Below are 11201 nucleotides of genomic sequence, written 5' to 3' on the forward strand. Positions count from 1 at the left end.
GTGACGACTCACGCCGTGGCGCAGCCGCATCCGGCCTGACCGGCCACCTCGATACGCTCCGCAACCTGGTGTGCGTCGCGGAAGATGCCACTCGCGGCCGTGGTTCGACTCAGCGCGTCGGCAGCGAGCACCACCGCAGCAGAGGTCCAGCAGCTCTTCTCCACGGGCCAGCGTTTCCCGTCTGCGAAGACCAGCCCGGTCCAGTACGAGCCGTCCGGGTCGCGAAGATGCTGCATGTCGCCGAGCAGCAAGGTGGCATCGGCGGTGTCGCCCAACGCATCCAGGGCCAGCACCAGCTCGCAGGTCTCGGCACCGGTCACCCACGGTCGGTGATCGACACACCGGATACCCAGGTCGGTGACCACGAAGTCGTCCCACCGCACCGCGATCAGCTCCTGGCCCGCGCGGCCACGGACGGCACCACCGAGCACCGGGTAGTACCAGTCCATCGAGTACTCCGGCTTGGGTTCGAACAGTTCGGGATGGCTGCGCAGCGCGTGGCCCAGTGCCAGCAGCGCGGATTCCCAGTCGCCGACGGGGCGGCCCAACTCGTTGCCGATCAGGATCGCGCACCCCAGTGCCTGATGAATGCTGGCGTTCCCGGTGATCAGCGCGGTGTGATACATCCCCTCGTGAGCACCGGTCTGCGCCGGCAAGGGATAGGTTGCGCCCCAATAGAATTCTCCACCCGGTGCCTGGAACTCGGCAACCAGGTCGATCGCGGACGACACCATCGGCCACATCTTCTCCAGGAAACGCACGTCGCCGGTGATCAGATAGTGATGCCAGACGCCGACCGCGATGTACGCGCAGAAGTTGCTGTCGGTGTTGGCATCGGTGACCTCGCCCACCACCAGCCGGATCGGCCACGACCCGTCCTCGCGTTGCGTGCGCCGCGACCACTCGTACGCCGCTTCCGCCTCGGCGATCAATCCCGTGGCCGACAACGCCATCGCCGACTCGATGTGATCCCACGGATCGGTCTGACCACCCGGGAACCACGGCAGCGCCCCGGATGGTTCCTGCATCGCGGCGATGGCCCGGCCGGTGGCCAGCCACTCCTCGACCGTGAGGATCCCGGAGAGGTTCGGCAGATCGGAATGGTCGGGCAGGTCGGACAACTTCTGTGTGTCGGCCATCGGATCAGCCGGAGACGGAGCCGGAGGCGGAGCTCGACCCGTCCCCGGAGACGGAGCCGGAGGCGGAGCTCGACCCATCGAGCGGTTTCCGAAGGTAGAGGATCACGCTCTTGCCGATCACCGGGTTGAGGATCTGTTCACCCACCCGGGTCAGCTTCGGCGCGCTCATCATGTCCCACACCAGCAGCTTGTGGTACGCCTTCACCAGCGGGTGGTCGTTCTTCTCAACGCCCACAGCACATTTGAGCCACCAATACGGCGCATGCAACGCGTGCGCGTGCCCCGTTCCGGTCACCTCCAGGCCGGCGGCCCTCAACTTGTCGGCGAGCTCGGAGGCCTTGTAGATCCGGATGTGCCCACCCTCGTTGGCGTGATACTCATCCGAGAAGGTCCAGCAGACCTTTTCCGGCCAGTAGCGGGGCACCGTCACCGCAGCCAGTCCACCGGGCTTCAAGATGCGCGCCATCTCGGCGATGGCATCGGTGTCGTCCGGGATGTGCTCGAGGATCTCCGACATCAGGACCACGTCGAACGCGCCGTCGGAGTACGGAAGGCGCAGTGCGTCACCGACTTCGGCACGCGCCTTCGACGAGGCCGGGACCTGGCCCTCGGCGATCATCGCGTCGAACATCTCCGCGACCTCCGCCATGTCGCTGTCGGACTGATCGAATGCGATCACATCGGCGCCACGCCGGAACATCTCGAAAGAGTGCCGTCCCTGCCCCGCACCGATATCGATCGCCTTGGTACCGGCACCGACCCCGAGTTGATCAAAATCAACGGTTAACACTCAATTCCCCCCTTGGCCGAACGTGGCCGGCTGTCCGAAAGTATTTGATTCGGCGAAGTCCTCGATCGCCTGTTGGTAGTTCTGTGCGGTCTTGGCGGCGACAGCCGCCCAGCTGTACCGCTCCTCGACCCGCGCGCGGCCACCGGCACCGAGCCGATCCCGCAGGTCGGCGTCCTCGAGCAGCGAACCCAAAGCGGTTGCCAGTGCGCCCGAATCCATCGGCGGGACCAGAATCGCCGCCTCCTGCGCCTCACCCACCACCTCGGGAATCGCTCCGGCCCGAGTGGCGACCAACGGTGTGCCACAACTCATCGCCTCTACCGCAGGCAACGAGAAGCCCTCGTAGAGCGAAGGGACACAGGCGACTTCGGCCGACGCCAGCAGCGCGGCCAGTTCGTCGTCGTCGAGGCCCGAGACGACCTCGACCGAATCGCGGATCGAGAGTTCGTCGATGCGGGTGTCAGAAGGCCCGCCCGGCACCAGCTTCGACACCAGCTTCAGCTCCACGGGCCGCTCGGCCCGCAGCTTCGCCACCGCCTCGAGCAGGTACGACACACCTTTGAGCGGCGCGTCCGCACTGGCGACACAGACGATGCGCCCGGGCACCCGCTCGGCCGACGGACGGAACTGCTCGGTGTCGACACCGAGCGGAATTGTCGTGAGGCGGCCTTCGGGGATACCGAAGGCCTTTCGGATGTCCACCTCGCTGCTCCGCGACACCGTGAGGAGGCGGGGTATCCGACGCGCGACCCGGCCCTGCATGCGCAGGAAGCCGTGCCAGCGCCGGGCGGTGATCTTGCGCCAGCCCTTCGCCGCCTTCACCGCGAGCTCGCGATCACGCGTGATCGGGTGGTGGATGGTCGCGAGCACCGGCAATCCGTTGCGCTCGATCTGCAGCAATCCGTAACCCAGGCACTGGTTGTCGTGGACCACGTCGAAGTCGTCGGTGCGGTGTTTGAGCAAACGTGCGGCGCGCAGGCTGAACGTCAGCGGCTCCGGGAATCCGGCGGTCCACATCGTCAGCACTTCGAGCGCATCGATCCAGCTCTTGATCTCCCACGGCCACGGGGTCCGGAAGGGGTTCACGTCGTTGTAGAGATCGAGGCTCGGGACCTTGGTGAGCGTGACGCCGGCAGCGACGGCCTTCTCGTCCAGGTCTGGATACGGCTGACCGGAGAACACCTCGACCTGGTGTCCGAGGAGGGCCAGCTCCCGCGACAGGTGGCGCACGTAGACGCCCTGTCCACCACAATGAGGCTTACTTCGGTAAGACAGCAGTGCTACGCGCATTGTGACCTTTCGTACCAGGGCCCGATGGCCGTAACCGTATCCGTCGAAGACGTGCCGTGCTGATCAGCAGAGCCACTGCCCGGGCCGACCGGATCACCGGCCGGCCCTTGCGATCGCCTAGGCGTTCGCGGCAGCCTCCATGGCCTCGATGCTGACGATCTTGATCCGCCGACGCCCGGTGCCCTTGCCCGCGGCTTTCTCGGCGAGATCGATCTTCTTCCAGCCGGCACCATCGATCCGGCCGGCACCGCGTTCGGCGATGAGTGCCGGGATCTCTTCGCGAGACTTCACCGGTTCGGAGAGCTTCTCCTCGGTGAAGTCGGCGATGACGGCAAGCGCTGTCTCCTGACCACACAACCGGTTCATCCCGATACCGCCGGTGGCGCCTCGCTTGATCCAGCCGGTGACGTACACACCCCCGAGCGGTGCGCCGCCGGGCTCTTCGAGCACTCGGCCACCGGCGTTGGGCACCACGCCCTGCCCCCCGTCGAACGGCACACCCTCCAGCGGCAAGCCGGTGTAACCGATGGCCCGCATGACAATTCCCGCGGGCAGGTCGAACTCTTCACCCGAGGGCCTGATCGCGATCCGGCTCGATGCCGGCCGCGGCGTGTCCCCGGCGTTGTCGGCGGACTCATCGGGAGCGTTCACGAACTCGTTGCGAGCACACCGGATGGTTTCGACACCCTGATCGGAGCCCTTGATCGCCAGCGGCGACACCAGGAACCGGAACACGACCCGCTTGTTGCCCTCGGTGGGTTCGCGCGTGGCGAACTCCTCGGCGATGCGCACCTTGGTGGCGATCGTCGAGTCGAGGGTTCCGGCGTCACGGGCTGCCTGACTGGCCGCATCCAGCACGAGGTCGTCTGGGTCGATGATCACGTCGACACCGGGCAGGTCGCCCATCGCCAGGAACTCGGCGTTGGTGTAGGCGCCCTGTGCCACACCGCGGCGGCCGAGCAGAACCACCTCGGAGACGTTGCTGCCCCGCAGCTTCTCCAGGGCGTGATCGGCGATATCGGTCTTCGCGAGCTTGTCGGGGCTGTCCAGCAGGATCCGCGCCACGTCGAGGGCGACGTTGCCGTTGCCCACCACGACAACCCGCTCGGCAGAGAGATCGAAGTCGCGATCGGCGTAATCGGGGTGGCCGTTGTACCAGGCCACGAAGTCCGTCGCGGCGATGCTGCCGGGCAGATCCTCACCATCGATGCCCAAGTGCTTGTCGGTGGAGGCACCGTGGGCGTAGATGACCGCGCCGTAGTGGTCGGTCAGATCGCTGTGGTCGAGGTGCTTGCCCACCTCGACGTTGAGGAAGTATTCGAACGTCCGCTTGGCAGCGGTCGAGGCGAAGGTCTTCTCCACGCCCTTGGTCGACGGATGGTCGGGTGCGACACCCGCGCGCACGAGGCCGTACGGGGTCGGCAGACGGTCGAACATGTCCACACGGATCGCGCTGTGCCGGACAAGCTCCTCGGCGGCGTAGAACGCAGCCGGCCCGGCCCCGACGATGGCGACGTGCAGCTCCTTGCCCGCGGGCAGCGGCGGCTTCTTGCGCGGGGCCACCAGACCGCCCGACACGTCGTGGTCGGTGTAGTAGTCCGCGTTGATCTGGAGGTAGCGCTCCTGACCCTCGTCGAGCGAATCGTCCGGGAAGATCGCTTCCACCGGGCACTCGTCGATGCACGCACCACAATCGATGCATGTATCCGGATCGATGTACAACATCTCCGCGGTGGTGAAATCCGGTTCATCCGGTGTCGGGTGAATACAGTTCACCGGACAGACGCTGATGCAACTGGCATCGTTGCAACAAGGCTGCGTGATCACGTGTGCCATACGGCCCTTACCTCGACTACTCTCGTCGTTCCCCAAAGGAACCTGTTCCAATTTTTACCCTGAAATCCCCCAGCGGCCAACCACAAGGCCGCGACAAGGCACTTCTCGGAAAGTGACGCGGCCGAGCAGACGTGTCAGAAGTCATCTTTCAACGACTTCTGTTACGCCGGTCCCACAAAGGTAATGCCACTGGCCCGAATACGAGAAGCCCGTAGGCTGCTTTCTTGGTGCCATCGGACGATGACACCCGGACACCGCCGGGACGAATGAAAGAGGACCGACATGTCGGATTCGCCGATCGACGCGGCGCTTCGCCCCATTGAGCTGCCGGAATGCAAGGCAGGCGCTCAGCATTTCGAGGCGAACTATCGGGTACGCACGGGCGATGTCGATCAACAGATGCGACTGCGGTTCGACGGGCTGACCCGGTACCTCCAGGACATCGCCAATGACAACCTCGAGGCGACCGATTTCCACTCCAGCGACCCGTTCTGGATCGTCCGGCGCACGGTGATCGACGTGATCCGCCCGATCTCCTGGCCCGCCGACGTGACGTTGCAACGCTGGTGCGGCGCGCTGTCGACCCGCTGGACCAACATGCGGGTCCGGGTCACCGCGAAGCACGAGACCAATCGTTTCAATCCGGAGCCTCGCGAGGACGGCCTCATCGAGACCGAGGCGTTCTGGATCAACGTCAACGATCAAGGGCTGCCGTCGCGTCTGAGCGACGAGGCGTTCGAGTTGCTGAGCCTCTCGACCGACGAGCACCGGCTGCGCTGGAAGTCGATGAACACCGCGACCGCCCCCGAGCGCTCCGGCGACGATCGCCCGCACGTGCTCAGGGCCACCGACTTCGACCCCTTCAAACATCTGAACAACGCCGCCTATTTTGCGGTGGTCGAGGACGAACTCCTCGATCACGAGGACCTCGTCAAGGGGCCGCACCGCGTGGTCATCGAATACCTGAGGGCAATCGAGCCCGGCGCGACCGTGACGATCCAGCGCCGGCGCGAGGATGACCAGCTCCAGATGTGGTTGCTCGATGGAGACCAGGTGGCCGCGACCGTCAGCATCACCAAGCGCCCGGCCTGATCACCGCGCGCGCTACTGGCCCCCGCCGAGTAGTAGTTCCATCAGCTTGGTGGGTGCCGCGCAGGGATCACCGATCGGTGTGGCGCTACGCGGTTCGACGAACCACGTGTAGATCCCGCCGCCGGGTGCGCGGGCGGTGATACCGCATGCCGCCGGCCGGGCCGGGTTCACCGCTGTGAAAGCCGTGACGCTGGCGACCTTGACGTTCTCGGTGGTGTAGCCGAGTTTCTTTGCCGTGGACTTCTCGACCTCGATGTCCCCGGACTCGAACCAGTTGAAGGTGACGTCGGTGACCACCGGACCGTTGACTGTCCAGCGGCAGATCGCCCCGTAGAACCCCGGTTCGGCGATCGTGCCGCCGGCCGCGTTGGCGATGGATTGCGGTGCGACCATCTCGCACTCGTACATCAGACGCTTGTAGTCGTCGGTGTTGACGTTGCCGTCCGCGGTACCGCTGCCTCCCCCGATCGCCGTGGCGTCACCGTCCACCGCACGCGTACAGCCCGCCAGCAGCGCAACGGCGGCCAGCAGGATCAGGAGCGGTCCGGCGACCCGGTTCCGGTTCACGTTGCCGCCCGTCATGTGGCGTGCTCGATGGACTGTGTGGCCAGTGTCTTGGCGACGTCGCAGATCTCGGCCCGGCTCGGGTACACCTGCCCCGGCGACTGGAGACCGTAGGTGACCGACCATTCGAAGAAGTCGGCGCCGAACCCGATTCCGATCTCGCAGATGCCCTCGCTCGACCCGATGAATCCGGTGTGCCCGTCGATCGTGATGTCTTCGACCACGTCACGGGAGAGCTGGATGGTGGCGCGTTCGCGGCCGATGGGACTGCCGCGGTACCAGTTGAACGACAACTGCGGCCCGAGTTGGTCTTGCGAGGTGACCCATTCGCAGACCGACGGGTTGTTGATCGTGTTGGTCAATCCACCGATCTTGGAGACCGCGGAGACCTCATCGGTGGTGACACCGCCACATTCGCCGAAGAACGGCCCCTCCCCGGCGTGGCCGGTCGGAACGTCGGCCTTGGTTGCCTGACCGATGTCGTCGGCGGAGCTGTCATCGGAGCAACCACCCACCACCAGAATCGCCGCGGCCGCCGCCGCCATCACCGCCCCGATCCGATTCCTGCGCGCCGAGATCATCACAGCTTGCAGTGTAGAGAAAAGCGGCGCGCGTCCGACTGTTCAGCCGACATCTGGCCGGCCGAGGAGTCGGTCCGTCTCGCGCCGTTCACGTTTCGTCGGACGGCCACTGCCGCGGTCACGCTGCGGGAGCGCGGCGAGCAGCTCCTTCGGGGGTGGAGGCGGGCTGCGGTCGATGAAACACTCCGCGGCCACGGGCGGGCCGACTCGTTTGGAGACGACCCGCGTGACCTCGACGATGCGGTCGCGACCGGCAGCCCGGATCCGGATCTCGTCGCCGATCGCGACGTGCTGTGCCGGTTTGGCCGGGGTGCCGTTGACCTTGACATGGCCACCACGGCAGGCGGTGGCCGCCGTGGACCGGGTCTTGGTCAGCCGGACCGACCAGATCCAGCTGTCGACCCTGGTACTCGGTTGGGCCGGGGCCATCAGTCGCTGAGCAACTTCCAGAGCGCGACACCGCCCGCGACGACCCCGACGATCAGGGCGATCCAGAAGTTGGTGACGATCCACAAGAGCCCGAAAACGATCGCTGCCGGCGCCAGCACGAACAACACCATGCCGGGATGGGCGGCGACCGTCTGTTTCAACGCGTCGCCACGGGCTTTGTTGATTTCTTTGGCCATGGTCTTCCTCCTCGACCCCGCACGACCCGGTGCGGTCGTACCCTGCCGAGTCTACGGAGAATCAGTCACTCGGGGCAGCCGCCCACCACGTGCGCCGTCAGCCGCGGACCAGCAGTTCGGCGTCCTCGAGAGGATACGGCGGCGTGCCGGTACCGGTGATCCGTACGGTGCCCCACGGAGTGACCTCCGCGAGGCGGGCCGGCATGGACTCACCTCCGTCGACCCAGATCTCCACACTGCTTGCCCTGGCGTCTTTCAGCGCGCGAACCTCGTCCCCGAAAGCGATTCCAGCCCAGTGGAACTGGCCGTCGACGGGATCGATGTAGCCCTGGACGCGGATGCGCGCGGCGATCTCGTCGCCGTCGTGATCGATGATGGCCGGGCCGTCGTAGACGCCCTCGTCCCGGAGCTCGGCAGAACTGTAGTCGTAGTCCGAGGCATCGAACCGGGTCAGCTTGCGGATCAGTTTCCGTCCGCCACCCTTCGCCCTGACGTACCCGGCCCACGACCGCTCGATCGGAACCCGGACCGCTACCCGGGTGGCCCCCGACAGCACCATCTCGTCGATGGCCGCACCGACGTGGTCGACCATCGGTGAATCCGTGGAGCCGACGTGAAAGAGATTGGCCTGCCGACTGCAGGCGACCCCGAGGTAGCTGCCTTCCGGCGCAGCGCCGTCGGTGATGAGCACGTGGCTGCGCTCGCTGTTGTTCCACTGGTCGCAGATGGCGTCGAACTCCCCGACCTCCGCCACGTCCGAGATCTCGATCTCACCGGGCGATCTCTGCAGTCGCGCGGCCATCCGGGATATCGCCGGACCGGATCCGACCAATCCCACACGTAGCGCGCTCATTCGAGGAATCCCGCCTTCCGCCAGGCCCGACGCGACAGTCTGGTCATCAACCCGTTCTCCTCGAGGAAACGCGCCAGATCTGCAAATCCGAGTATCTGCATCCGATGGAAATTGGGATTGCTGCGGGCGATCCGGGTGGCCTCGTGTTTGTCCAGGCCGGCCCGGGCATACATCTCCGGGTTGGTGAACAGGCATTTGAACCTCAGCGCGGCCACACCATGCAGATTCGCGGCCAGGAACGTCTCCACGCGGCCGCGGGTACCGCGCCGCCGGACGATGCCGTCCCTGGCGAATCCGATGTGCCGCGACTCCTCGGTGACGTGGATCCGCATCAGTCGCGATATCAGCGGCTGCAGTTCAGGATCGTCGAGCATCTCGCGCTGCAGAGCATCGAAGATCTCTTCGCCCACCAGCGCGGCCACCCACAGCATCGACCCGCGCATGCCGAACGGAAGCATCAGCACGATCAGTCGCTCCAACCTCGTCATGCCGAAGGACCGGGCACCGCTGCGTTCGATGGCCCGGCCGAACATCACCATGTGGCGACATTCATCGCCCATCTCGGTGAGTGCGTAGTGACTGACCGACGACGCCGGGTCCTGCTTCAGAAGTCGCTGCAACAGCGACCGGTTGAGCAGGTTCTCGAACCAGATGCCGATCGAGAGGATGTTGGCGAGCTCCTGGCGGGACACCTCGATCCGCTGCTCTTCGGTCAGTCCGTTCCACAGGTCGGTGCCGTACAGGCTGCAGACCCGCGGCGGTAGGAAGTACTTGTCCGGATCGAGCGGTGCATCCCAATCGAGGTCGACGATCGGTGAGTAGGACCGCTTGACCGAGCTGCCGAGCAGTCTTTCGGCGATCGCTTCGCGACCACCAAAATCTGCTTTCTGCGGCGTGGCATGGGATCGGGCTGGCGCTGACATCGGGCCTCCTGGCGTGAGTGTCGTCTCTTGAACCCGACGCTATGCGCCACCCCACAATGTGTCAATGCTCACTGTCACATAAACCAGTGGCGACATCGAGGCGCGACCTTCCCGGGTGTCCGACGGTCGCTGCTGTTGAATAGGAGGATGCCCAGCGACTTTCCTGACGACGACCCCATCGCCGAGGCTCGAAGAAACTGGGAGGCGGCCGGCTGGGGTGATGTTGCCGTCGGCATGCAGGCCGTGACATCGGTGATGCGGGTGCACCAGATCCTGCTCGCCCGGGTCGAGTCCGTCCTCAAGCCCTGGGGTCTGAGCTTCTCCAGATTCGAACTCCTGCGATTGCTGGCATTCAGCCGACGAGGCGCGCTACCGATCACCAAGGCCAGCGACCGCCTTCAAGTACACGTGACGTCGGTGACCCATGCGATCCGCCGCCTCGAAGAGGCCGGAATGGTGCGCCGCGTTCCACACCCGACAGACCGTCGCACCACGCTTGTCGAGATCACCGATTCCGGGCGCTCAACGGTGGAAGAAGCCACCCTCGCGCTCAACAGCGACGTCTTCGGCGACGTCGGAATGACCGAGTCCCAGGCCAATTCACTGGTCAAATCGATCAATGCGGTACGCAAACACTCCGGCGACATCTGACACAGACGCCGCCGGAGTGCGGTTCATTTCGGGTGGTCGCAACTCAATGTTGTTGCTACTCAGTGGTGTTGCTACCCAGCGCTGGTGCTACTCGGCGTTGTCGCCGAAGATCGCCTTTGCCTCCAGGAACTCTTCGAGTCCGAACTTGCCGAACTCACGCCCGTTGCCCGACTGCTTGTAACCACCGAATGGCGCGTTCCGATCCAGCGGCGCCCCGTTGAGGTGAACGTTGCCCGTCCGCATGCGCCGGGCGATCTTCCGGGCCCGGTCGGGATCGGACGCTGACACGTAACCCGACAATCCGTAGTTGGTGTCGTTGGCGATCCGGACCGCGTCGTCCTCGTCCTGGTAACCGATCAGCGTCATCACCGGACCGAAGATCTCCTCCCGGGCGATCGTCATGTCGTTGGTGACATCCGCGAAGACCGTGGGCTTGACAAAGTATCCCGCGTCGATGCCGTCCGGTCGCCCGACACCGCCGGCCGCGACTGTTGCACCTTCGTCGATCCCGGCCTGGATCAGTCGCTGGATCTTGTCGAACTGCACCTCGGAAACAACCGGGCCCACAGCGGTATTCGAATCCTCCGGCGCTCCGACCACGATCGCGGCCAACGCCTTCTCAGCGATCCCTGCGGCCTCGTCCATCCGCTCGGCGGGCACCAGGATGCGGGACCCCGCGTTGCAGGACTGGCCGGAGTTGACCACCATCGCGGCGACATCCCGCGCCACCGCATCGGCGAATCCGTCGTCGTCGACGATGATGTTGGCCGACTTGCCACCGAGTTCCTGGGTCACCCGCTTGACGGTGGGCGCGGCGTTCTTGGCGATCTCGACCCCGGCCCGGGTGGATCCGGTG

The 11201-nt window shown here is 65.5% G+C and carries 13 protein-coding genes; 2 read left to right on the plus strand and 11 right to left on the minus strand.

All coding sequences use genetic code 11. From position 1 onward, the window contains the following. Positions 1-8 precede the first annotated feature (8 nt). The 4 genes from VIQ49_RS09010 to VIQ49_RS09025 all read right to left on the minus strand — a co-directional run bounded on the left by VIQ49_RS09010 (position 9) and on the right by VIQ49_RS09025 (position 5055). Complete coding sequence (locus VIQ49_RS09010) at positions 9-1139, minus strand: prenyltransferase (RefSeq protein WP_331883432.1); 1131 nt, start codon at positions 1137-1139, stop codon at positions 9-11. 4 nt (positions 1140-1143) lie between these two features. After that, entirely contained in the window at positions 1144-1929 is a 786-nt protein-coding gene (locus VIQ49_RS09015) for a class I SAM-dependent methyltransferase (RefSeq protein WP_331883434.1), read from the minus strand. Then, positions 1930-3219 carry a glycosyltransferase family 4 protein gene (locus VIQ49_RS09020; RefSeq protein ID WP_331883436.1) on the minus strand — a complete coding sequence of 430 codons (1290 nt, stop codon included), beginning with the start codon at positions 3217-3219 and terminating at the stop codon, positions 1930-1932. Positions 3220-3336: 117 nt separating this feature from the next. Next, positions 3337-5055: an FAD-dependent oxidoreductase gene (locus VIQ49_RS09025; protein ID WP_331883438.1), complete on the minus strand. Its 1719-nt coding sequence runs from the start codon at positions 5053-5055 to the stop codon at positions 3337-3339. Between the two features lie 282 nt (positions 5056-5337). On the opposite strand from VIQ49_RS09025, the gene VIQ49_RS09030 reads away from it, so the two are divergent. Beyond that, a complete protein-coding gene (locus VIQ49_RS09030; RefSeq protein ID WP_331883440.1) occupies positions 5338-6147 on the plus strand; it encodes an acyl-[acyl-carrier-protein] thioesterase in 810 nt (269 codons plus the stop codon). A 12-nt stretch (positions 6148-6159) separates the two neighbouring features. On the opposite strand, the gene VIQ49_RS09035 is transcribed toward VIQ49_RS09030, so the two are convergent. The 6 genes from VIQ49_RS09035 to VIQ49_RS09060 form a co-directional block, all read right to left on the minus strand. Further along, positions 6160-6729, minus strand: coding sequence for a DUF3558 domain-containing protein (locus VIQ49_RS09035; protein WP_331883442.1), 570 nt, complete (start codon positions 6727-6729; stop codon positions 6160-6162). Then, positions 6726-7292, minus strand: a complete 567-nt coding sequence (locus tag VIQ49_RS09040; protein WP_331883462.1) for a DUF3558 domain-containing protein — start codon at positions 7290-7292, stop codon at positions 6726-6728. Before VIQ49_RS09040 ends, VIQ49_RS09035 begins: the two co-directional genes overlap by 4 nt. A 42-nt stretch (positions 7293-7334) precedes the next feature. Further along, entirely contained in the window at positions 7335-7721 is a 387-nt protein-coding gene (locus VIQ49_RS09045; protein WP_331883445.1) for an RNA-binding S4 domain-containing protein, read from the minus strand. Then, positions 7721-7918 (minus strand): hypothetical protein, encoded by a 198-nt coding sequence (locus VIQ49_RS09050; protein WP_331883448.1) that lies wholly within the window; start codon positions 7916-7918, stop codon positions 7721-7723. Before VIQ49_RS09050 ends, VIQ49_RS09045 begins: the two co-directional genes overlap by 1 nt. A 97-nt stretch (positions 7919-8015) precedes the next feature. Further along, positions 8016-8771 carry a DUF4873 domain-containing protein gene (locus tag VIQ49_RS09055; protein ID WP_331883450.1) on the minus strand — a complete coding sequence of 252 codons (756 nt, stop codon included), beginning with the start codon at positions 8769-8771 and terminating at the stop codon, positions 8016-8018. Next, a complete protein-coding gene (locus VIQ49_RS09060) occupies positions 8768-9694 on the minus strand; it encodes a diiron oxygenase (RefSeq protein WP_331883453.1) in 927 nt (308 codons plus the stop codon). Before VIQ49_RS09060 ends, VIQ49_RS09055 begins: the two co-directional genes overlap by 4 nt. A 147-nt stretch (positions 9695-9841) precedes the next feature. Between VIQ49_RS09060 and VIQ49_RS09065 the strand changes: the two genes are divergently transcribed. Further along, a complete protein-coding gene (locus VIQ49_RS09065; protein WP_331883456.1) occupies positions 9842-10345 on the plus strand; it encodes a MarR family transcriptional regulator in 504 nt (167 codons plus the stop codon). A gap of 87 nt (positions 10346-10432) precedes the next feature. Here the strand turns inward: VIQ49_RS09065 and VIQ49_RS09070 are convergent. Then, the coding region (locus VIQ49_RS09070; protein ID WP_331883459.1) for an aldehyde dehydrogenase family protein at positions 10433-11201 on the minus strand (769 nt) is incomplete at its 5' end.

The sequence above is a fragment of the Williamsia sp. genome, assembly GCF_036566845.1.
Classification (GTDB): domain Bacteria; phylum Actinomycetota; class Actinomycetes; order Mycobacteriales; family Mycobacteriaceae; genus Williamsia.

Excerpts from the sequence above, each read along its gene's own strand:
- VIQ49_RS09065 (WP_331883456.1), top strand. The coding sequence starts at position 9,842 with ATGCCCAGCGACTTTCCTGACGACGACCCCATCGCCGAGGCTCGAAGA.
- VIQ49_RS09055 (WP_331883450.1), bottom strand. The coding sequence starts at position 8,771 with ATGAGCGCGCTACGTGTGGGATTGGTCGGATCCGGTCCGGCGATATCC.
- VIQ49_RS09020 (WP_331883436.1), bottom strand. The coding sequence starts at position 3,219 with ATGCGCGTAGCACTGCTGTCTTACCGAAGTAAGCCTCATTGTGGTGGA.
- VIQ49_RS09035 (WP_331883442.1), bottom strand. The coding sequence starts at position 6,729 with ATGACGGGCGGCAACGTGAACCGGAACCGGGTCGCCGGACCGCTCCTG.
- VIQ49_RS09050 (WP_331883448.1), bottom strand. The coding sequence starts at position 7,918 with ATGGCCAAAGAAATCAACAAAGCCCGTGGCGACGCGTTGAAACAGACG.
- VIQ49_RS09060 (WP_331883453.1), bottom strand. The coding sequence starts at position 9,694 with ATGTCAGCGCCAGCCCGATCCCATGCCACGCCGCAGAAAGCAGATTTT.
- VIQ49_RS09010 (WP_331883432.1), bottom strand. The coding sequence starts at position 1,139 with ATGGCCGACACACAGAAGTTGTCCGACCTGCCCGACCATTCCGATCTG.
- VIQ49_RS09030 (WP_331883440.1), top strand. The coding sequence starts at position 5,338 with ATGTCGGATTCGCCGATCGACGCGGCGCTTCGCCCCATTGAGCTGCCG.
- VIQ49_RS09040 (WP_331883462.1), bottom strand. The coding sequence starts at position 7,292 with ATGATCTCGGCGCGCAGGAATCGGATCGGGGCGGTGATGGCGGCGGCG.
- VIQ49_RS09045 (WP_331883445.1), bottom strand. The coding sequence starts at position 7,721 with ATGGCCCCGGCCCAACCGAGTACCAGGGTCGACAGCTGGATCTGGTCG.
- VIQ49_RS09025 (WP_331883438.1), bottom strand. The coding sequence starts at position 5,055 with ATGGCACACGTGATCACGCAGCCTTGTTGCAACGATGCCAGTTGCATC.